This is a genomic window from Nitrosopumilus sp. (assembly GCF_025698945.1).
Lineage (GTDB): Archaea > Thermoproteota > Nitrososphaeria > Nitrososphaerales > Nitrosopumilaceae > Nitrosopumilus.
In genome coordinates this window covers 137,341-157,644 of the sequence record NZ_JAILWM010000002.1, presented here as the reverse complement: position 1 = coordinate 157,644, position 20,304 = coordinate 137,341, and the positions used below count along the sequence as shown (strand labels likewise).

The window sequence follows — 20,304 nt, the reverse complement described above, 5'->3', positions numbered from 1 at the left end:
AAGTGAATATCGTTTTAGAAGTTGGTAGCAAAAATTATGTCAATGATTTACTATCTATAAAAAAAGCACTATCACATATGGAAAGTTTAGTTGGTGGATATAATGGCTATGTTCTAAGTGAACCAACCTCAAAGTTTGGATGGACATTTTTCAAGCTAGCATTTAAACCAAATTTACAACAAGGAATTGAAGAAAAGTTTTCTGACATGATCTCAAAATACAAAGAAAATGATCATCCAACTAAATTTGCAAATTTCATTGGAGATTATTTTGCATCTAAAGGTTGTGACTTGAAAATAAAAATATCTGACTAGACTCTTCTTCCTCGTTTTCCACCTTTCTTTCTGGTGGTATCGTGAGGAATAGGTGTGACATCATCGATTCTTCCAATTTTAAATCCGCCTCTTGCTAGTGCTCTAATTGCTGCTTGTGCACCAGGTCCTGGAACTCTAGAACCAACTCCTCCAACAGCACGAACTCTGATGTGAAATCCAGTGAATCCCTTTGTTCTTGCAGATTCAACAACTGCATTTGCTGCCTTCATTGCTGCAAATGGTGATGATTCGTATCTATCTGCATTAACATGAATTCCGCCAGAACTAATGGCAACAGTTTCTGCACCGGTTAGATCTGTCATGTGGATAATAGTATTATTGTAACTACTGTAAATATGGGCAATTCCCCATTTATCAGGACCCTCTTTTTTGGTCTCTGGTTGAGCTTTTGATTCTACTTCAGCCTCAGATTTTACTTCCTCGACTATTTCCTCTTCCTCAACTGGAACTTCCTCAACTTTTGCTTCAGTTTCTGACAATGTCTACTCAGACCTTAAAGGGTTTAAAAAACATTGATTTTTTCAGCCTTCGTTAAGTGGGTATTTGGAGAAAAAATTGATGATTCTTCATATACGTGATTGTTTGGTTTGAATTAATGACATCGATTATTTTTATGGTAATTGGTATAGCAATTGCATCTGTTTTGTTAGGATCCATAGCATTTTCATTTTTGACTCCAACTAATGAATCTGGTTTATCGCCATTAGAACAAAAATGCCAACAAATTGCAAATGAAGGTTATAAACTTCATTCCATGTATCCTAATTCAAATCCAGATGAGCTACCAGAAAAAGAATTTAATCAATTGATGTATCTTGATGATAAATGGATTAAAGAATGTGTTTCAGTTCTTCCTGCAGATTCTATATTTAATATTGTAAATAATGTTGAACGAGAATTTCCTCATGGGGAATAATTATCTAAAATGTTTCCAGCCTAGATCTTTTAATTTTACCAATTTGTCATTCTCTACAATATACACTCCACTACCATTAGTTACATAACCGACTTCAATAATCTCTGTTCCTAGTAATTTGGCATTTTTTAGAATTATGGTTCGGTATTTTGGGTTTATCGTAAATACAAAATCATACTCTTCTCCTCCATGAAATACTAATTTTTTCAAATCAGTTTTTTGTGAATTTGCATAGTCTTCTAATTCTTTTTTTGCAGGGATGTTGTTTATTATGAATTTAGTTTTACTTTGCTTTGATAACTCATTTAATGTCGTGGATAGACCATCACTGGAATCCATAGATGATGAGAAATATTTTTTATTCTTTAATCCAAACCTCAGTTTGGCTTTGGGATAAAGGACTGAATCAATTGCCTTTTTAGCAAATTTCCCGTGAATCTTCTTTTTCTCTAGCAATATGCTTAATCCAGCAGATGTATATCCAAACGGACCAGTGACAAACACCAAATCTCCTTTTTTTGAACCATTTCTTCTGATTATGGAATCCGATTTTCCAAAAATGCAAACATTAAACACAAATTCCTTTCCCGCATTAGTATCTCCTCCAAGAATTTTAATACCATATTCATCACATGCCGATTTGAATCCATTCGAAATTTGATCAATTTTTGAGCGTGTAATTGAGTTTGGCAAATTTATTGATATGATTCCATATTGAGGACAAACCCCTTTTGCAGCAAAATCACTTACACATGCTACAATACTCTTTCTTGCAGCATTTCTTAGTTTCATTTGAGGGGGAATATCTGTACTTTCTACTAGGGTGTCCATTTTTGAAACAATTTTGGTTTTGCCTAAATTAAAAATCTCCACATCTTCAGAGACAAATTTTTTATTTCCTAATTTCCCTTGAATTATTTTAATTATTGATTCTTCATCTAATTTTTTCATAACTTTGTTTCACCAGTTCTAATGTGTCTTTGATTATATTCTCACACTTTACTTTATCATTTGATTCTGCTGAAACTCTGATAATATCTTCAGTATTTGATTTTCTAATTAACACCCAGCTATCCTCGTCAATTATTCCTTTTATTCCATCTAAAGTATCCGCATCTGAATATTCTTTTGAAAATTTATCCCTGATATCTTCAATGACTTTGTCATGAAACTCTGAATCAACTTCAATTTTTTCTCTGATTTGTTGATATCTTTCCATAAAGTCTAAAATTTCTTTAAAATTTGAATTTCCAAGCATTGAAGAAATTAAACCACTGGTTAGTATTCCATCTCTACAAAAATTAAACTCTGGTAAAATAAAACCACCACTACTCCCTTCTCCACCTGCTTGAGCTTTAGTTTGCAGCATCATATCTATCACATTTGCTTCACCTACTTTAGATCTATTTACAGTACCACCACTTTCTTTGATGAATTTTTCAATGGACACACTAGTATCAATACTTAGAACAAAATTCTTGTAACCTAATTCAAGAGATTTTGCAACACCTAATCCTAATGTTACATCTGGTATCTGTTTTTTGCCATTTCTAACTACCACTAAACGATCTCCATCCAAGTCAAAAGCAAATCCAATTTCGTTTTTTGTGGATGCTAAAATCAATTCTGATAACCCATCTGTAGTTGGATCTGGCCCTCTTGAGGAATTATCTAGATTTTCATTAATGGTTTGTACTTGACACCCTATCTCAGTTAGTAGTTTTGGGGCAAAATCCTTTGCAGCCCCACCCCCAATATCTACTGCAATTTTAGGTTTATTTTCAATATCTCCGATTATTTTTTTTGCATCCTCAATGTATGATGTTGAAATATTCTTCTCAGTTCCAAATTCTGAAATACTAATTTCTTGATTTTTTAAAATCTCTGGTAATTCATTTTCATTAATTCCACGTCCATCAATTATGAATTTCATCCCATTCCATTCTATTGGGTTGTGCGATGATGAAATCACAATTCCTGCTTGATAAAATCTTGATTCTCTAAAAATTACTGGGGTTGGAGCTAATCCTAAATTAAATACGTCAATTCCATTTTTCATCAATGCTGCACTTGCCGTATCTTTTATCATGGCACCTGATGGTCTGGTATCCATACCGATTGCACATTTTTTTGATTTAATTAGAGATGAAAAATTATTACAAAATTGTAATACGTCTTTAAGATTGAGATCTTCGCCAAAAATTCCTCTAATTCCAGAAATAGTTTTCTTCAATTGTTCCAACTCGGAAAGGCTTTTTATTAACTCTGATGGATTTATCCAAAAGTGCCTTGGTAGCTCAGCCTGGTAGAGCGAACGCCTCGTAAGCGTTAGGTCGTGGGTTCGTACCCCATCCAGGGCTTTGTTTTGTAAAATATTTGATAATAATTAAAAAATTTCTAAGAGCGTGATTCATCTAGGGCTTCAATATCTACTTCTAATTCTTTTCCTAAACCTTCCCACCATTGTTTATTTTGTTCTGCCATGCTCCCCTCATAAAATACGTTGAATTCTCCTTTATAGATCTGTCGGTTGATACGTAGTTGATCACTTGATAACTTTTTCTGAAACGATCTAATCTTTCTCTTCTTGTTTTCGTTTCATCTTCCGATACATGATAATTGCTAGAGTCCCTCCTGCGCATATCCAAAATAATGGGGACAATCCAGCACTAACAGTTGGTTGTAATACTCCAACAAAACCTAATGTCATTATTGCAACTAGGATTAATCCTAACATTTCTAGCATTTTTGCCATATTTTTTCTAGTATCAAATTGTAAAATCAAAAAGATATATGGTTTTGTAAATTAATCCATTTATGGACAAATACCTTCTTGTGATTTTGATTTTTATGGTTGTGACTATTCCAATTGCTTTTGTTGAACCATCTTCGGGAGAAATTAGAGATCCACCAATTATCCCACTATTTTATGCTGCAATTGCAGGAATAATAATTATTTTTATTTACACTGCTTACAAGGATAAACAAGAACGTCAAAAAGCAAATGCTAAGCGAAGAGCAAGAAAATAGATTTTAAAGTTCTAATCCAAATGATTCAGCAATACTGGAGAAATTTACATAAGAATCCAAATATTGTCTACCTTTTGCAGTGATCACAAAAGTATTTTTTCCATCAAATTCAATTTTATTGATTAATCCTGCTCCTGTCAAGTTTTCTAGGAATTTGGATAATCTTGAATGTGATAAGTTTGCCTTTGTAAGAAGAGATGTAGTCTTGATGCCTTCTTGGCCAGATTGTTGTGTGGCAGTAAGCAGATCTGCAACTATTTGCATACTAGTCCTATAGGAAACCATGTATAGGTTATTCTCAAACTCAGATATAAGGGTATTACCATTAATTCAGATCAGATAAATAAGCTCTGGGCTGATTTTTCAGCAATGTCATCATCAACTTCAATTCCTTGGTATGATGACTTTGTAGGGGTAGCCTACAGATACTATGATCTTAGAATGAACGTAGTTCCTCTACTGACAGATAGAAAACACTCTGCATCTTTGTGGCATGACACGATCCATTTTTGGTTAGATCATTCTATTAAAATTAGATTTGTAGAAACTGGCGATAATTATTGGTTTATCATGGGAGCTGATTCTCAAAAACCTGATTCCAACATGTCATTTTACAAAATATTGCCCAAATCTGAAAACTATGAACGATTTAAGAAAGGTCACGGTGGGGAAGCATATCTAAGATTGGGAGTATATACAAAAAAATCCCTTGGTGATGTTAAAAAAGATTCTATATGTAATTGCGGTCACGAAGCTGAAGATCATGATGAGGGTGATAATGATGTCTGTCTTTACAACAATTGTGACTGCAGAGAATTTTCAAGTTTTCAAATCAATCTTTTAAAAAGGAAAAAAACAATTTCTGATATAGCATTTTTAGATGAAAAAGATGTAAAAGATGACGTTCTAGCTTGGAATTGTTTTAATACAAATAAATATTCAAAATCAGAATAAATCTAATCCAAATGTTTGTTCACTCTAATGTGATCTCCTGGATAATGTTCGTTGATTTTTTTTGAATAACATTTACCACAAAGAGAGCCATCAATTCCCCATTCTTCCATTGGATTATATCTCAAGTCAATTTTTTCACTACAAATTGCACATTTTTCTTTTATTCCCAATGTGGTTTAGCTCTTTTTAATCGATATAAAAAACATTCTGGATTATATTGTGCTTAAAAAAATTATGTTAAATATCACCAATTTATACCATTTTTAGGTAGTAGTCTGACCAATGTAAACCTCCTGCAAGATTTTTACTTGGTTGGACTACTACCCTTGAAATTAAAATAAACTATTTGCTAATTTTTTTAATGCAAGAATTTCTTCTTCTTCTTGCCTGATTTTCTTATCTATTACCCGTAACATTGAATCATTCCAAACATGTTGGGAGAAGAAATTATGTTTTGTATTTGCCAATTCTATTTCATCATCAACTACTGTGTCTTCGAGAAATTTAGTCACTATGACATCTGTTATCTTTAAAATCCTTGAATTTAGTTTGAAACTACGAAAAATAGGCTCTAATTTTCTCACATCTGTCTTAAAATCTCCCTTTGATTCAAGAATTTTCTTATGTAGTATTCTAAAATACACTGCAACAAAAAACAGTGTAGCATACCTTTTGGTTTTGTGACCGCCTTGTTTTCCATACTTTAATGATTTTTTTGCAAATTCTTTTACAAGATAAGGATAAAGTAATATTCTATAATCATCTTTTAGATTATCATTAAAGATATCGTCATACTTACTTCCTCTTGGTAGAAACTGGGCAGGGGAACTATAAGCTTCAGTTGGTCTTTGCTCAATTCCTGCAACAAGGGATTGAATTGCATCTTTAGCAACAATTACTTTCTTATGATTATCTGGAAGATAGTTATTGTATGTTGAATCTCCCTCATATTCAGATTGTTTTGATTTAGATTTTGTATCAAAGGATCCTGCTTGAATTTCATAAAAATAGCCACAATTTTTTAACTGTGACTTTATTGATTTGTGAAAATCCATCAAGGATACCAGATCTTTCCCTCTTACCGAATTTTGAGAATTTCTATATTTTGTAATGTTGTTTTGTTCTTGCTCATCATCTGCTTTGATAATTGTTACAGTCATAGAACCTTCCATGTTTTTGGTTCTCTTTGAGTGATCAAGAATTGAGTTTGATGTCTGTGCACCATTAACAATTTGTGGAGCATGAAGCTCAATCAAATTCTCTCCTAATTCTGCAAAATCACTAACTACAATTGTTATCCCGTTATTGTAATAGAAAAATTTACCAGGATTTCCTTGTAGTGTTTCACGTAACCCTTTGTTGACTGTTGTTTTAAACTGCATCCACTGACGAATATTTGATTCAAAAACATAATCCCTATTCTTACTAACAAAATCAGTTAGTTCTCTTAATTTCAAAATTCCTAATATTGTATTTTCATGTCTTAACATACGTTCAAGTTTTATCGATGATTTTTTTCCTGCGGCTGGTTTTTTTATCCTATCCCATAATTTTTGAATTATTTTCTCCTCATCAATCACTTCGACCAAGTCGTCATTGTATTCGACTTTTTGATCAGTAACGTAACAACACTTTATTTTTAGATTTTTTTCTTTAATTTTTGTTACAAGTTGAGCAAGTTCAGGTCTCATTTTTGTTACGTCTTTGGATAGTAATCTTTTGGCGTCTTCTTTGAATTTTGCAATTGCATCCAGTGAATGTGATGTACCGTATTTTGATTGAAATAGTCTAATTGTATTATCTGAGAAATCTACTGGAAGATATGCATCAATTCCAAGATCATTTGCGCCATCAACAATTGCATCAGCTGCATCATCCTCTGTTGCTTCAAAAACTCTCGTTAACACCCACTGTAGAAAATTATTCCCTTTTTCAACCTCACTTTTTGAATTTTCAGCATATTCGTGGATACTGCCCCTGATATTCTCTGCAAATCCTTCTAATGGTGTGCTAGAATTTTTTTGAATTAACAGAGTGTGAGAACCTGGAATGTATTCTAATAATCCATTTTTATTTTGAGACACTATTTTTCTAATATGCTATATATTTAGACAATTAGGTAATTATGTTATAACTCCCTTTGGATGTGATTTGATTTGATTAAAAAAATAATTGGACTTGGAATAATAGGTATTGCAATACTCTTGATAATTGGAATCATTCTTTCATATTATTCAATAAAAGAAATTTCTGATGATTCAGATATGATGATCAAAGGTGATGTAATCATGCCTACAAAAGTTTCAAGGCCTGGGTGTGAGAAAATTGATAAATGTTATGTCCCATCAGTTATAGAAATTAAAAAAGGAAAACAAGTAACATGGATAAATGAAGATTCAGCTTTTCACAGTGTCACATCTGGATTTTATGATTCCCCAAGTGAACTCTTTGATAGTGGATATCTTGATCCCTTTGAATCATACACTGTAGTATTTGATGACATTGGTACCTATGATTATTTTTGTACTTTACATCCTTGGATGAAAGGACAAGTGATTGTAAAATAAGGTACCCGAGGGAGTCGAACCCCCTTGTATAAGCTTTGCAGGCTCACGCATAACCGTTCTGCCAGAGTACCGTTTTAAAAAACACAAAATGAACAATTAAACTCTTTAGATTAGAATTTGTTAAATGGTTTTGAAGCCAACTTTACATCTTCCCCTTTGACTGTTTTTCTTCCTGCATGATTAGCCATGTCAACTGCACTTTTTGCAATAGCATTTCCAATTTCTTCTATTATTCTTCTTAATTCATCAGCTGATTCATCACTTACTCTCTCCGCACCTGCTTTTTTCAATATTCTATACATGGCAGATAATCCAAGTTCAGAAGATTTCATAAAATTGATTTTATTTTTTTCCGAAAAAAGATAATGAGTGAAAAAATATCACTAAGGAATCGATTTATACAGACTATTTTAAGAATTGATAAAGAAATGACATGGTATTTTGATTCTCATATTCATTTGTCAGATCCAGAATATTTGCCCTACATGCAATTTATTTTAAATGAAATGAAAATTTTAAAAATTAAAGCCTGTTGTGTTTCAATGGATCATAAAAATTCCCTCCAAACATTACAACTAGCAAAAAAAAGTGAACTAGTTTTACCATTCCTAGGTATCCATCCTGAATGTGCTGATGATAATCTTGAATCTGTAACTACGCTAATTGAAGAAAATCATGAAATAATATCTGGTGTAGGTGAAATAGGACTTGATCCTACTTATACAAAAACTGATGAAGATTCAAAACGTCAATTACACATTTTTGAATCTCTCTTGAGTTGTGCAGAAAAATTTGAAAAACCTGTTTCTATTCATTCACGAAAAAGTTTGGATGATATTCTCCAAATAATGACTTCCTTTAGTACTAAGCATGCTCTTTTACATTGGTTTGATGGAAACAAAAAACAACTACAAAAGGCAATGGATATGGGATTTTTTGTTTCGTTTGGACCAGTAATGATTTATGCAAATGACAAACAAACATTACTTTCAAAATCTGATGAATCCAAAATTTTAGTAGAAACTGATGGACCTGTTAGATTTTCTAGATGTTTTGAGATGAAATCCGGACAAACCGTCTTTATTCCAAGTGTAATATTTTGTGCGTCAAAAATTCTTGAAAAGTCATTTGATGAAACAGCTTTAATGCTTGAAAAAAACTCTAATTCCTATCTGGGAATATAGGTATAAAATACCCTATTTCAATAAAAAATTGTGGACAGAATTAAGCGTCTTTCATATGAAGTACTTGATACACACAAATCAAAATTTGGTGAAGATTTTGCTGATAACAAAAAAATCTTAGATCAAATTTCTATCATACGTTCTAAAGGTCTTAAAAACGAGATTGCAGGATATATTACTAAATTTATCAAAAAAGAGATTCGTGAAGAAAAAATAAAACAATCACAAATACTGGCATCAGAAACTGAAGAAGAAATAGTAAAAGAAACTGAATCTGAAACTCCTGAAATTGAAGAAACCTCTGAAGATGTTACATCTGAAACCGTAATTCAAGAATCATCAACTGAAGAACCATCAGAAACTCTAGAAAACAAGTCTGAGTAGAAAATTAAAACTTAATTTTCAATTTTTTCATTTAGATAATTATGATAACCGTAAAACTTGTGGGTGGAGCAAAAAAACTTTTTTTATCTGAAAAATTAGAAATTGCCAAATCTGATATTTCTATTCAAGAACTAATTGATTTGCTATTGATGGAAAAACCAAAAAATACTCCAAAATTTGATATTGAAAATATTTTAATTGCAATTAATGGTGTTGATTCCTCTGCAATGGAAGGAAAATCAACTGTCATAAAAAATAATGATATTGTAAGTATTATTCCTGTAATTCATGGTGGTTCAAATAAAATCGTTTCATTAGAAATATCCAAAAAACAACTTCGAATTCTAGAAATTAAAGGACAAAAATCTTCTGATGAAAATTTTCTTTTAAATTTACGAAAACAATATCCAAAAATTACATTTCAAGCTGTTTCAAGTAATTTTGTTTTAAATAAATATCATCTTAAAAAAATTTTAAGTTTGTCATTTGAATATAAAAAAAATGATTTATTACTTTCAAAAAAAATTGAAACAGATATTTTAATGCGTTTTGCATTAAGTAATCAAATTTCAGATGCAATTAGAATAGCTGGAATAAAACCAAAAAATAATTTTGTCTTAATAATAATTGGAAATAAAAAATCCCTTGATATTATTTCTAAAGAATTATTGCCTCTTTCAACTAGTTTATTTGTAAAAAACAATTCAAATTTTGTTAAAAAACATTTTAAAATTCCAAAAAAACAACTTGAATCAATTTATTCCAAATACCCTTTAGAGGATATCTTGATAGAAAAAGCAACTGTTTTACTCTGAAATACTTCTTTTTGTTTTTTCAGTACTTAGTATATCTAATTTTTTTAATATAGAAATTCCACAGGTATTTCCTAAAATTTCAAGAAGAATTATCTTATCTGGAAATTCTAGTGATACTTTATTTTTTAGCTTACTGGCAATTTTTTTAATTAGTTCTTGACTAGAAATATCTGAATTTCTCTTTTCTATTGATATTCTGTATGTTTCATCTTCTGCAATATTGTTTGACATCTCTTCTACAGTTGCTTCTATACTTTCAATTTTAGTTTCAACTATTCTTTGAATGGGTATTATTCTAAGGCTATATCTAAGACTCCAAGGTTCATCTAGAATCCTTTCTCTAATTTTCCTTACAATTTCAACTGGTTCTAGTTTTGTTTCAGCCGTAACAATTCCTGACATTTTTGTTATGGTGATCTTGGGTTCTGCATCCCCCATTTCTTCTAAAATATTACTAATCTCATCAACTGTTTCAGGTTCTAAATGCCTGGCACATGTAATTATCAAATTCATATTTTTGTTAATTCCTCATAACTCAAAGAACCTTTCCGTATGATTTTGATCTCATCGTTTACAATCTCTATTATTGTGGATTCTGATTTACTAGAAATTACTCCTCCATCCACAAATATATCGTAATTATTAAGATTCTTCAAACAATCATTAGGATTTGTAAATGGTTTATCACCTGAAACATTTGCACTAGTTCCGACCAAAAAATTACATTTTTTTAATAAATCCAAAGTGCACTTGTGATTTGGTACTCTTAATGCAATTTTATTCAAAAGATTTAATGATTTTTTTAATTCCAAATCTTTTATTGTTACAATTACAGTTAATTGTCCTGGCCAAAATCTCTCTACAATTTTTTTTGTCACTTCATCAAAGATGGCTATTCTTTCAGCAATCTCTTTTGAATACACTAAAACCGGTAATGGTTTTGAAAAATCTCTAGATTTTATTTCATAAATTTTCTTCACTGATTCTATGTTGTATGGATCACAACCAATTCCATACACTGTATCTGTTGGAAAGACAACAACTCCGCCCTCATTGATAATTTTTGCAGCCTTTTCTATTCCTTCTTTATCACATGAAACTCTCAATAACCTTTTTCTCTTTGTTTTGTTTAATTACCATTTACATTTGATAGATTTTTAATACTAAATTTCTAAAATATATCATGTCTGAATCTTCCACAGATTATGGAAATACTGATTTTGAAGATGATTTTGACGATGATCTAGATGAATTTGATACAGAAGATTAGATACTTAATCCAAAATTGTCTGCAAAGTTTGTAAATGTATAATATGCTTGAAGAAATTCTCTGCCTGTTTGACTGATTCTATATTTGTTTGAACCTTGAGAATCAATTTGTTCTAACAGACCTTGTGAAACAAGAGTTTTCAATATTCTTGAAATTCTTGAATGAGAGATATTGGCTTTTCGAATTAGATATGTAACTGTAGCTCCATCCTCATCTTGAAGATCATCTCTGGTTGTTGCCAGAATATCACCAATAATTTTCATGTGAGTTCTATATTCTACCATTAATCCTCAATAGATTATGTTTCTAATTTCTATGAGAGGACATTGATATTTTCCAATATACCAAAAAGACAAAAGAATTTGACAAATCATTGATTTCTCAAAATATTGAGCCTAACAAGATTTATTCAAAATCATCATCAAATTTTATCTTAGTTAGAGGAACTTTGCTTACAGGGATGAACAATGCTATCAATCCTCCAATTTTAATTGTCATTGATACTGAATATAGGATTGATTCTGGGAAAACAAAAGAGTACCATCCTAAAAATTCTCCTAATGCCAATAATCCAAGTCCCACTGAAACAGAAATTGCACCTTTGTTTTTATTTTCAAAATATGATAACATTGTTTCAATTGCACCATAAGCTAACAAAATAAATGAAACAGATCTAAAGATATGTTCTAACTGAACCGATGAAACTAGGAATAGTGGCAATACTCCAACTGATCTAAAATATCTTGATTTTGGAAAAAATGATTTAATGCTATGTGAAAATGCAATGAAAAAGTAACCAACAGTTTGAATCCCAATTCCTAATGTTTGTATCCATCTTTCTATACTTCCAGATTTTATTACAAAGTCTTCTACTGTATATCCTGCCCAAATTACAAAAAATCCTAAACTAATTGAAAAAAATGCTATAGTTAATCTAAACAAAGTTGGACTGCCAGTATTTCTAAAACCAATTAATGACATTATACCAATTGCTAATCCTACCAAAAATCCAATTAGATTAAGTATATTTTCTAACAAAAATTCCAATGATGTTTAGAAACTTTTGATTCTAATTATTTTAATCTGATGAATCTTTTAACCATCTAGTTAATCCCATTCATCTAATGATCCTGCTGTTTGACCTTCAGTACTACCCGTATAATCACCTAGAATGTCTGAATATCTACTTTCATTATGTGCTACGAATTTAACATATTCACCATAACTCATCTCCAAATCACAAGTTCCACATTTTACCAGTGAAAAATCCATTGCCAATTCTGCATCTTCTTTACATTTTGGGCATTTGATCTTCATGAATACATGTGTTTATGATAATTATTATTACTTTAGATTCAAAAAAAGATAAAAGGAGTTCTAATCTGCTGATTTCTATGAGTAGAATATGTACCAAATGTAAGAATTCTATTCCAGATACTGAACAATTAGGCGTTGTTGCAGAGAAATATCCTACTTGTAACAAATGTTGGACAGAATGGAAAGAATATCAAATTATGGTAATGAATGAAATGAAACTGGACATGTCAATGCCAGATCATCGAAAACTATTGAAAAAACATGAAAAAATCTTTGTGGGTGTATTATCTCCTGAAGGTGAAATCATTGATTACACAAATGAAGATAATAGAAAACCTGACGAGCCCCCAAAGAATTAAAATTTTAAGTGTTTTTTAGCATTATCTGGTATAACTATCAAGATTTTTCTCTTTTCTTCTGCATCTAAACTGTTAATAATTTTTTTAATTGTGTTGGAAAGAGTTTCCTTTTCATTTTCTTCTAACGATAAAAATAGTTCTAATATTCCATCCAAATTAAAAGTGATTAGTTTTTGTGGATTTTTTGCAATTTCTAAGATATATGCAGAAAATAATCCTTCTCTTTGTTCTTCAGTAAGAGTTGTTAAAATTTTAAGCCATGTTTTGAAAAGCTTTGAAAAATTTGGAAACGGAATTGTTGGTCCTGCCTCTAATGCATTATTGATGATTTCTTTTTTTTCTGGTTCAGTAAGACCAAAAAATTCCATCATTCTTTTTTTTAATATTGGATTTCTCAGAAAATCTGGAAGATTAGCCAAATTAACTATGATATTTCCAGCAAAATTTTCTCCCACCATCGATCTAAAAGATTTTTTGTTGAATATAAAATCATGTGCAAACACTTTAGCTTAAATAAACGAAATTAAAGCTCAACATTATGACATCCACTGTAGTTGTTGGGGGATTTTTTGGAGATGAGGGGAAAGGTAAAATTATTTCATATTTGGCAATTAAAGATAATCCCACAATAATAGTTAGAGGAGGGGCTGGACCAAATGCAGGTCATACAATTAGAGATGGTGATAAAGTTTACAAGGTAAGAATGCTTCCGAGTGGATTTCTCAATCCAAATGCTAAAGTTATGATTGGTCCGGGAGTTGTGATTAATCCTGAAGTATTAGAAAAAGAAATTCAGGATTTTAAAACATCAGGACGTTCTTTTATTGATAAAAATTGTGGAATTATTGAAAAAACTCATCTAGAACGAGATTCTAAAGGTGAACTCAAAGAAAAGATTGGAAGTACAGGCTCTGGAACTGGTCCCGCAAATTCTGATAGAGCCATGCGGGTTTTAAAACTGGCTAAAGATTTTGATTCTCTATCTTCTCTAATTGTTGACGTTCCACAGGAAATCAATTCTGCGCTTGACGCGAATCAAAATGTACTAATTGAAGGCACTCAAGGAACTTTTCTATCCTTATGGCATGGGACTTATCCTTTTGTAACCTCAAAAGATGTTACTGCATCAGGAATATGTGCTGATGTTGGGCTTGGTCCAACTAAAGTTGATGAAGTAATAGTGGTTTTCAAATCTTACGTTACCCGTGTTGGGACTGGTCCTCTAGATAAAGAACTTTCTTTGGAAGAAGCAGAAAAGAAAGGTTGGTCTGAATTTGGAACCGTTACAGGTAGACAAAGGCGTGCTGCTGATTTTGATTTTGATTTAGCTAGGCGTGCAATCATGCTTAATGGAGCCACACAAATTTCAATTACAAAATTGGATGTTCTCTTTACAGATTGTGCAGGCAAAACATCTTATGATGAATTATCAGATGATGCAAAATCGTTTATCAAAAACATTGAAAATAAATTAAACACGCCTGTAACAATTATTGGAACCGGTCCATCAATCAATGATGTTATTGATAGAAGAAGCTAGGCTCCAAACTTTTGGATAAGTTTAATTTGATATTCTGTAGAAAATCTCTGTGGATACAGTAACTAATTCAACTAATGATAAATTACCACGCTATATTCAAGTAAATTCTACTCTTGAATTTTCTAGGCTCGTTTGTGCACTTGAGCGTGCACCACGTGTTTCATTTTTACATGATCATAATGGACAAAAAATATTGTCTGTGCAAATGGATGTTCTAAAAGAAAAACCCATTGTGTACTATACTCCATTAGAACACAATGGACATTATCTTTGCTATGGACTTAAAGGTGGTAAAGAGGAATCTGAAATTGTTGATTCTACTTCAGATGCAAGTAAACTATATTCTCCAATTGTACGAATAAAATCACTACCAAAAACCTTGAGGCCAGGTAATGGAACTTTAGATAGATACCAACCAATTGAATTGGAAGATATGTCTAGTCTTGCAAAACTCACATGGGGTTTTGAAGAAACACCATTTCCATTATTTTTATTCCCACGTAATGATAAATGGTTGCTTGGAGTTTTTATGAATTTTAATGAAGAAGGAACATCATATTTCTGTCATGTGGTTTTGGATTCTGATCCTCAAAAACCATTCATGAAATTTTCAACAATTAATGGGCTTCAACCAACATTTGTGGAAAATCCATCAGAGCATGGATATTCTTACATCAAAATAATAAAATTAAAAGACACTCATCCATTAGTTGCTTATGACTATCTTCAAAACTAGACTTTCTCAGATCTCAAAATCTAATGGGAAAGTAATTCTTGCTAATGATTATGATTCTTCAGTAAAAAATTTACAAGCAAAAACTATCAAAAATATTCAAGATTTACATCCTTTTTTGTGTGGGATTAAATTAAATTTCCATTTATTACTTCCATTGAGTGGAAAAGAAATACTCAAGATCAATACTTTTGCTCATAAATTTGGTTTACAAACAATTGCAGATATTAAACTAAATGATATTGGAAATACAAATAATGTAACAATAGAGAATCTATGGCGTTTAGGATTTGATGCTGTTATTGCTAATCCAATAATGGGATTGGATAGTTTGAAAAATTTAGTAAAATCTGCTCATAAAAAAGAGAAGGGAGTAATTACACTATGTCATATGAGTGCCCCTGAGGCTAGACTGTCCTATGATATGGAGGTAAAACTACAAAAAAAGCAGAAACTCTATGAATTATTTTTAGATTGGGCGTTAACTGCTAAAGTTGATGGTATTGTAGTAGGGGCAACTTTCCCCAAAATTATTGAATATTGCAATAAAAAAGCTGGAAAAAAATTGAATATTTTTTCTCCTGGAGTTGGAACTCAAGGTGGTAATGCAAAAAATGTCTTAACATCTGGTACTGATTATTTGATTGTTGGTAGAAGTATTCTTAATTCTAAAAAACCAATTAATATTGCAAAGGAACTTCAATTACAAAGTTTTAGTAAGTAGCATTTGTGCTTTGGTTAATACATTTTTTGCATTATCAAAAGTTGTTTTTTCCATTGATGTATTATAATTCATCCATGTATAATTAAGATGCTCGTGTGAAATTTTAATTTCCTTGGTCTTTGTTTCTGCCAAGAAAAACACTACTTTTTTCTGAACTAATTCGCCTTGATATTGAAAATTATATTCAATCCATTCTTCAAAATCATCGATAAACTCTATATCTGTGATCCCTGTTTCCTCTTTAGTTTCTCTAATTGCAGTTTCACGAGTTGATTCTCCTTTTTCCATTTTCCCTTTAACAAAATCCCAATGCCCAGAAGGATAATGCAAAAGTAAAAATAAATTTTCATTTTCCTCTTTTCTAAACAATACAATTCCTGCAGAAGTTTCTTCTATCATTTCCCTAATCTTCTTTTTCTTTCTTGAAATGTTCTAATTGCTCTCATCAAATCAATTTTTCTAAACTCTGGCCAGAAAATATCCATAAAAACTAATTCACTATACACACTCTGCCACATTAGAAATCCACTTAATCTTTTTTCACCAGATGTTCGTAAAATCATATCAGGTGATGATTGTGGTAAATGGGATGTGTAGAGATTGGATTCTATTTCTTTTTTATTAATATCCTTTACATCAAGTGAGCCATCTTTAATCTTCTCTCCAATTTTTTTTACAGCATCAACTAACTCATACTGTCCTCCATAAGCTAAAGCAATATTCAGAAAATGATTATCATAATTCTTTGTTGCATCATCTAGTTTGCTTAAAATTTCTTTGATGTGTTCTGGAAGTAATTCAATTCTACCAATTGCCTTTACTCTCATTTTATTTCTATGAATTCTAGGATCATTGTATAGTTTCTCTAATCTTTGATGAATTAAATCATAAAGATATTCTAACTCTTCATCATTTCTATCTAAATTCTCAGCTGATAATGCATATAATGTAATGATCTTAATATCGAATTCTTCACACCAGTCTAGAAGATTTTCAACTGCATCAGCCCCTTTCCAATGACCTGTTTTTGGAATTGTTAGGTGTCTTTTTGCCCATCTTCTATTACCATCTAAAATTAGTGCAACATGATTTGGAATATCTCCATTTCTAATTTCACTCTCTAATCTTTTTCCATAGATCTTGTATAGGCCAGATACCTGAAAAATCACATCTTTTATTTTACTAATGTTTTATCACCTCTGATATTACATCAAATAGAAGATATCAGTGTTTTTTAAAAAAATTGTTGTTATATTATACTAGAGGTTAATTCTAGTCTGAAACCATCTCTTGTTCTTTATGTTTTCTATATTTCTTAAAGAGAATTGTGGCTGATACCAGTGTTGCTGCTAAACCTCCTAGGAGAGGTGGAATCAAAGTAAAAGAACTCTCATCGAAAATCATTATGTTGGTAAATTGCGCAACCGTAGGATATAGTGCAATTAATACAATAATTCTTAGAATATCACTTATCTGTCTAGGTATACCTCCAATCCAATTACTAAGTAAAGTGCCTGCAAATATTGCTCCTAAACCAATCCATAGAATTGGTAATGCTCCTGCAACAAATTGTCCGATAATTATTTTATCAGAAATTTTTCCAAGTATTTCTACTTCTGATTCAAGTAAATCTACATCAATTCCACTCCATCCAGCTGGAAATGAAGAAAGTATCAACAATATACCTGTAACCATTGTAAAAATCCGGATAAAACCCATCGGTGTCGGTTTTGACCAATTTGATAATGCTCTATCGATGTCAAATGCTCTGATCAAAAATGCACCTCCTAACACGCTTACAAGAACAGCAAAAATTTCTGCTGAATAACCAAATATTGTTGCAACTCCACCAATTAATAATAAAATACCTGGAACACCCAAAAAGAATTTTGAATATTTTGAATCATAAGCAATCATTTTAAGATATTTCCCAAAAACTGCATATGAATACTCTACACTTCTACTTACTTTCATCACAACTCTTTGTACTGACACAACAGGAAGTACATTTTGAATTACTGGAATGACACTTTCATCGTCTTCTCCGTCAGAAACAATTACGGCACCGTTTGCAGAAAATTTTTCTAGAACTTTTCTTGTTTCTGCTAGTATTTTTTCATCTGCTTGAACTCCTTTACTTTTAACTCCTGCAATAGTTACCACTTCCACTTGGTATCCTTTACTGATTAAATCCTCATATGTTTTAATTGCTGAAAAAATTGAATTAGAATCCGCATCTTCTGGATCTTCTAGAGCCAATCTTTGAGCTGCCTCAATGCATGCATCTCTACCTATAACCGGTGTAAGTATGCCAGCTTTTTCCCCAACATCGTTATCTCTATCAATACAAATTACTAGTAATCTATTTGAGGCAGAAACACTAACGTCTTTTTCTACCTTATCTGCATGCTGAGACATTTAACTTTTAATTGCAGAATTGCTTTTTAACGATTTCCAACTATTGAAGTTAGTATAATTCGGCTTTGAGGCTATGGTCTTAACTCATCAGAATTTTTTACTAGTTCAAGTGATTCCTTTTTTAATAATTCAATTTTTTCCATTACTTTGGAAATTTCCTCTTCAGAACCACCATTTTCGATTAATTTTGCTAAAACTTTGGTTTCTCCTATATAGGAATTGAATTTTTTCATTCCCTCCATATAGTTAATGTAGCTTGATTGCCATTGCTCTGGTGGTTTTGAAGTAATGAACTCACTAATTTGAGCAGTTACTTGTGAAGATGTTACTTCAGTAATTGCTATGTATTCTTCAGGCGATATCTTGCCATTTTTTAAATTCTTAAATTCAATATCTATTGATTCTTGTAAAACTTCATGAATATTTTTTACTTCATCAAGGTAGTCTCCATAATCAGTAACCACAAACGTTGTTTCGTAATCTTGAGGAACTACCCATAATAGAAAACTAGCTCCAGTAATTCCAGCTAAAATTATGGCCGTGATTATAATTCCTTTTTTTGATGCCATTTTGAATGTAACAAAAAAGGAGTTTATAATTGATAATTTCTATAATAATTATTGGTTGTTTCTCAAATAATAGAAAAAATCTCTCATTAAAGAATTCTAAATATAATTATTTAATAAAATCAAGGAATTCCTTGAAATTATTAAGAATTTTTGCTTTTTGAAGCCTAAAAAAATTTACGTTCATCTAGTCTATAGTTAAATAATTTTCACAGCCTCTTCCTAAATACCACAAAGTTTGACAAATTCTAGAATGGTTCAAGCATATTGCGTAAAATGCAGAGCAAAAAGGGATATCAAAGATCCCAAAGAAACTAAACTAAAGAATGGACGTCCTGCCGTAAAAGGTACATGTCCTACATGTGGAACTAATGTCTTCCGTATTGGCAAGATGGAATAGTTAAGAACAAAAGTCCACACGATTTCTCTTTTTCAAAACCCATATAGGGTCTAGTATGTACTGTTTTTCATTGACCAAAACAGAATATGAAAATCTGCTTAAACGCATTGAGGATAAACTTGGAGGTACTGAAAAGGAAACCTCTACTAGATTCGAGTTACCCGTAGTTGACGTAATGTGGGAAGGACAGAAAACCTTCTTGAGAAATTTTTCAGAATTCCCAAAGGTTTTACGTAGAGATCCAGATAAAGTTCTTCAATACCTATCAAAAGAATTTGCTGTGCCAGCTGAAAGACTTGGAGATAAGGCTATGTTTATTGGAAGACGTGCACCTGATGATTTTACTAGGTTATTTCAAATTTATGTTAAAGATTATCTTGAATGTTCTACATGTAAAAGTCCAGATACTAAAATTCTAAAAGAAAATCGAATTTCCTTTTTGATTTGTGAAGCATGTGGTGCAAAGTCTACTCTCAAAGGTAAATATGCGTAATGCAATTTTCAGTAAGAGTTACTGATTATCAAAAAAATGTAATGCTCAATATTTGTGATGCTAATCTTTTAGGAAAAAATATTGTCCAAGATGAATTGAATATGCATATTAGTGAAAGCTATTATGGAGAAAAATTTGTTGAAAAAGAAGAAGCTAAATCTTTGTTAAAGAACTCCTCAATTATTAATATGGTTGGGAAAGAAACCATTTCCCTATGTTTGCAACTTGGAATTGGTTCTGAAGCTGGGGTTAAGACCATTTCTGGTGTTCCATTTCTAATTGTTTTTAAAATGTAATAT

General features: G+C 31.4%; 33 protein-coding genes and 1 tRNA gene. 16 read left to right on the top strand and 18 right to left on the bottom strand.

The genetic code is table 11. The features are described from left to right. Positions 1-2: 2 nt before the first annotated feature. On the top strand, positions 3-314 hold the full coding sequence (locus K5790_RS06155) for a hypothetical protein (protein ID WP_297593354.1): 312 nt from the start codon (positions 3-5) through the stop codon (positions 312-314). Here the strand turns inward: K5790_RS06155 and K5790_RS06150 are convergent. Beyond that, on the bottom strand, positions 311-814 hold the full coding sequence (locus K5790_RS06150) for a 30S ribosomal protein S11 (RefSeq protein ID WP_297593352.1): 504 nt from the start codon (positions 812-814) through the stop codon (positions 311-313). The genes K5790_RS06155 and K5790_RS06150 overlap by 4 nt on opposite strands. 116 nt (positions 815-930) lie before the next feature. Here K5790_RS06150 and K5790_RS06145 point away from each other — a divergent pair, with 116 nt between their 5' ends. After that, positions 931-1,251, top strand: a complete 321-nt coding sequence (locus K5790_RS06145) for a hypothetical protein (RefSeq protein WP_297593350.1) — start codon at positions 931-933, stop codon at positions 1,249-1,251. Here the strand turns inward: K5790_RS06145 and thiL are convergent, their stop codons facing one another. Next, the gene (gene thiL / locus K5790_RS06140) at positions 1,252-2,202 is read right to left on the bottom strand and encodes a thiamine-phosphate kinase (protein ID WP_297593348.1); all 951 of its coding nucleotides are present in this window, start codon (positions 2,200-2,202) and stop codon (positions 1,252-1,254) included. Next, positions 2,186-3,484: a phosphomannomutase gene (locus tag K5790_RS06135; protein ID WP_297593346.1), complete on the bottom strand. Its 1,299-nt coding sequence runs from the start codon at positions 3,482-3,484 to the stop codon at positions 2,186-2,188. Before K5790_RS06135 ends, thiL begins: the two co-directional genes overlap by 17 nt. 53 nt (positions 3,485-3,537) lie before the next feature. On the opposite strand from K5790_RS06135, the gene K5790_RS06130 reads away from it, so the two are divergent. After that, positions 3,538-3,611, top strand: a tRNA-Thr gene (locus K5790_RS06130). 212 nt (positions 3,612-3,823) lie between these two features. Here the strand turns inward: K5790_RS06130 and K5790_RS06125 are convergent. After that, the gene (locus tag K5790_RS06125; protein ID WP_297593344.1) at positions 3,824-4,006 is read right to left on the bottom strand and encodes a hypothetical protein; all 183 of its coding nucleotides are present in this window, start codon (positions 4,004-4,006) and stop codon (positions 3,824-3,826) included. A 62-nt stretch (positions 4,007-4,068) separates the two neighbouring features. Between K5790_RS06125 and K5790_RS06120 the strand changes: the two genes are divergently transcribed. Then, positions 4,069-4,281 carry a hypothetical protein gene (locus tag K5790_RS06120; RefSeq protein ID WP_297593342.1) on the top strand — a complete coding sequence of 71 codons (213 nt, stop codon included), beginning with the start codon at positions 4,069-4,071 and terminating at the stop codon, positions 4,279-4,281. 3 nt (positions 4,282-4,284) lie between these two features. On the opposite strand, the gene K5790_RS06115 is transcribed toward K5790_RS06120, so the two are convergent. Beyond that, positions 4,285-4,545, bottom strand: a complete 261-nt coding sequence (locus tag K5790_RS06115; protein WP_367182870.1) for a winged helix-turn-helix domain-containing protein — start codon at positions 4,543-4,545, stop codon at positions 4,285-4,287. A 105-nt stretch (positions 4,546-4,650) separates the two neighbouring features. Between K5790_RS06115 and K5790_RS06110 the strand changes: the two genes are divergently transcribed. Beyond that, positions 4,651-5,235, top strand: a complete 585-nt coding sequence (locus K5790_RS06110) for a hypothetical protein (protein ID WP_297593338.1) — start codon at positions 4,651-4,653, stop codon at positions 5,233-5,235. A 2-nt stretch (positions 5,236-5,237) separates the two neighbouring features. Here K5790_RS06110 and K5790_RS06105 read toward each other — a convergent pair whose 3' ends face one another. Further along, entirely contained in the window at positions 5,238-5,405 is a 168-nt protein-coding gene (locus tag K5790_RS06105; RefSeq protein WP_297593337.1) for a hypothetical protein, read from the bottom strand. A 162-nt stretch (positions 5,406-5,567) separates the two neighbouring features. Further along, positions 5,568-7,319, bottom strand: a complete 1,752-nt coding sequence (locus K5790_RS06100) for an AIPR family protein (RefSeq protein WP_297593336.1) — start codon at positions 7,317-7,319, stop codon at positions 5,568-5,570. Positions 7,320-7,391: 72 nt separating this feature from the next. Between K5790_RS06100 and K5790_RS06095 the strand changes: the two genes are divergently transcribed. Beyond that, positions 7,392-7,802, top strand: coding sequence for a plastocyanin/azurin family copper-binding protein (locus K5790_RS06095; protein ID WP_297593335.1), 411 nt, complete (start codon positions 7,392-7,394; stop codon positions 7,800-7,802). A 110-nt stretch (positions 7,803-7,912) separates the two neighbouring features. On the opposite strand, the gene K5790_RS06090 is transcribed toward K5790_RS06095, so the two are convergent. After that, on the bottom strand, positions 7,913-8,134 hold the full coding sequence (locus K5790_RS06090) for a histone family protein (RefSeq protein ID WP_297593334.1): 222 nt from the start codon (positions 8,132-8,134) through the stop codon (positions 7,913-7,915). Between the two features lie 96 nt (positions 8,135-8,230). Here K5790_RS06090 and K5790_RS06085 point away from each other — a divergent pair, with 96 nt between their 5' ends. The 3 genes from K5790_RS06085 to cgi121 are packed head-to-tail and all read left to right on the top strand — an operon-like array spanning position 8,231 to position 10,185. Beyond that, positions 8,231-8,986 carry a TatD family hydrolase gene (locus K5790_RS06085; protein WP_297593535.1) on the top strand — a complete coding sequence of 252 codons (756 nt, stop codon included), beginning with the start codon at positions 8,231-8,233 and terminating at the stop codon, positions 8,984-8,986. Positions 8,987-9,016: 30 nt separating this feature from the next. Continuing rightward, complete coding sequence (locus K5790_RS06080; protein ID WP_297593333.1) at positions 9,017-9,370, top strand: hypothetical protein; 354 nt, start codon at positions 9,017-9,019, stop codon at positions 9,368-9,370. A gap of 41 nt (positions 9,371-9,411) precedes the next feature. Continuing rightward, positions 9,412-10,185 carry a KEOPS complex subunit Cgi121 gene (gene cgi121, locus K5790_RS06075; protein ID WP_297593331.1) on the top strand — a complete coding sequence of 258 codons (774 nt, stop codon included), beginning with the start codon at positions 9,412-9,414 and terminating at the stop codon, positions 10,183-10,185. Here the strand turns inward: cgi121 and K5790_RS06070 are convergent. The 5 genes from K5790_RS06070 to K5790_RS06050 all read right to left on the bottom strand — a co-directional run bounded on the left by K5790_RS06070 (position 10,177) and on the right by K5790_RS06050 (position 12,772). After that, a complete protein-coding gene (locus K5790_RS06070) occupies positions 10,177-10,698 on the bottom strand; it encodes a THUMP domain-containing protein (protein ID WP_297593330.1) in 522 nt (173 codons plus the stop codon). The two genes, cgi121 and K5790_RS06070, sit on opposite strands and share 9 nt — an antisense overlap. After that, positions 10,695-11,291 (bottom strand): L-threonylcarbamoyladenylate synthase, encoded by a 597-nt coding sequence (locus tag K5790_RS06065; RefSeq protein ID WP_297593328.1) that lies wholly within the window; start codon positions 11,289-11,291, stop codon positions 10,695-10,697. Before K5790_RS06065 ends, K5790_RS06070 begins: the two co-directional genes overlap by 4 nt. A 160-nt stretch (positions 11,292-11,451) precedes the next feature. Continuing rightward, complete coding sequence (locus tag K5790_RS06060) at positions 11,452-11,739, bottom strand: winged helix-turn-helix domain-containing protein (RefSeq protein ID WP_297593326.1); 288 nt, start codon at positions 11,737-11,739, stop codon at positions 11,452-11,454. A 121-nt stretch (positions 11,740-11,860) separates the two neighbouring features. Next, a complete protein-coding gene (locus K5790_RS06055; protein WP_297593324.1) occupies positions 11,861-12,502 on the bottom strand; it encodes a hypothetical protein in 642 nt (213 codons plus the stop codon). Between the two features lie 60 nt (positions 12,503-12,562). Then, on the bottom strand, positions 12,563-12,772 hold the full coding sequence (locus K5790_RS06050) for a hypothetical protein (RefSeq protein ID WP_297593322.1): 210 nt from the start codon (positions 12,770-12,772) through the stop codon (positions 12,563-12,565). Between the two features lie 77 nt (positions 12,773-12,849). Between K5790_RS06050 and K5790_RS06045 the strand changes: the two genes are divergently transcribed. After that, on the top strand, positions 12,850-13,131 hold the full coding sequence (locus tag K5790_RS06045) for a Fe(2+)-trafficking protein (protein WP_297593320.1): 282 nt from the start codon (positions 12,850-12,852) through the stop codon (positions 13,129-13,131). Here K5790_RS06045 and K5790_RS06040 read toward each other — a convergent pair. Continuing rightward, complete coding sequence (locus K5790_RS06040; protein WP_297593318.1) at positions 13,128-13,589, bottom strand: hypothetical protein; 462 nt, start codon at positions 13,587-13,589, stop codon at positions 13,128-13,130. The genes K5790_RS06045 and K5790_RS06040 overlap by 4 nt on opposite strands. An 80-nt stretch (positions 13,590-13,669) precedes the next feature. Here K5790_RS06040 and K5790_RS06035 point away from each other — a divergent pair, with 80 nt between their 5' ends. Genes K5790_RS06035 through K5790_RS06025 form a run of 3 tightly spaced genes read left to right on the top strand, consistent with a single transcriptional unit; the run spans position 13,670 to position 16,128 of the window. Further along, on the top strand, positions 13,670-14,671 hold the full coding sequence (locus K5790_RS06035) for an adenylosuccinate synthetase (protein ID WP_297593316.1): 1,002 nt from the start codon (positions 13,670-13,672) through the stop codon (positions 14,669-14,671). Positions 14,672-14,720: 49 nt separating this feature from the next. Then, complete coding sequence (locus tag K5790_RS06030) at positions 14,721-15,407, top strand: hypothetical protein (protein WP_297593314.1); 687 nt, start codon at positions 14,721-14,723, stop codon at positions 15,405-15,407. Next, a complete protein-coding gene (locus K5790_RS06025; protein WP_297593312.1) occupies positions 15,388-16,128 on the top strand; it encodes an orotidine 5'-phosphate decarboxylase in 741 nt (246 codons plus the stop codon). Before K5790_RS06030 ends, K5790_RS06025 begins: the two co-directional genes overlap by 20 nt. On the opposite strand, the gene K5790_RS06020 is transcribed toward K5790_RS06025, so the two are convergent. The 4 genes from K5790_RS06020 to K5790_RS06005 all read right to left on the bottom strand — a co-directional run bounded on the left by K5790_RS06020 (position 16,108) and on the right by K5790_RS06005 (position 19,115). Further along, positions 16,108-16,527: an NUDIX domain-containing protein gene (locus K5790_RS06020; RefSeq protein ID WP_297593310.1), complete on the bottom strand. Its 420-nt coding sequence runs from the start codon at positions 16,525-16,527 to the stop codon at positions 16,108-16,110. The two genes, K5790_RS06025 and K5790_RS06020, sit on opposite strands and share 21 nt — an antisense overlap. After that, the gene (gene uppS / locus K5790_RS06015; protein WP_367182869.1) at positions 16,524-17,267 is read right to left on the bottom strand and encodes a polyprenyl diphosphate synthase; all 744 of its coding nucleotides are present in this window, start codon (positions 17,265-17,267) and stop codon (positions 16,524-16,526) included. Before uppS ends, K5790_RS06020 begins: the two co-directional genes overlap by 4 nt. Before the next feature lie 133 nt (positions 17,268-17,400). Then, positions 17,401-18,546, bottom strand: a complete 1,146-nt coding sequence (locus tag K5790_RS06010) for a DUF373 family protein (RefSeq protein ID WP_297593307.1) — start codon at positions 18,544-18,546, stop codon at positions 17,401-17,403. Positions 18,547-18,617: 71 nt separating this feature from the next. After that, a complete protein-coding gene (locus K5790_RS06005; protein ID WP_297593305.1) occupies positions 18,618-19,115 on the bottom strand; it encodes a hypothetical protein in 498 nt (165 codons plus the stop codon). Between the two features lie 250 nt (positions 19,116-19,365). On the opposite strand from K5790_RS06005, the gene K5790_RS06000 reads away from it, so the two are divergent. The 3 genes from K5790_RS06000 (at position 19,366) to K5790_RS05990 (ending at position 20,301) form a co-directional block, all read left to right on the top strand. Beyond that, on the top strand, positions 19,366-19,512 hold the full coding sequence (locus tag K5790_RS06000; RefSeq protein WP_297593533.1) for a DUF5679 domain-containing protein: 147 nt from the start codon (positions 19,366-19,368) through the stop codon (positions 19,510-19,512). A 70-nt stretch (positions 19,513-19,582) separates the two neighbouring features. Continuing rightward, positions 19,583-20,005 (top strand): translation initiation factor IF-2, encoded by a 423-nt coding sequence (locus K5790_RS05995; protein WP_297593303.1) that lies wholly within the window; start codon positions 19,583-19,585, stop codon positions 20,003-20,005. Beyond that, positions 20,005-20,301, top strand: a complete 297-nt coding sequence (locus K5790_RS05990; protein WP_297593301.1) for a DUF424 domain-containing protein — start codon at positions 20,005-20,007, stop codon at positions 20,299-20,301. Before K5790_RS05995 ends, K5790_RS05990 begins: the two co-directional genes overlap by 1 nt. The last annotated feature ends 3 nt before the right edge of the window (positions 20,302-20,304 follow it).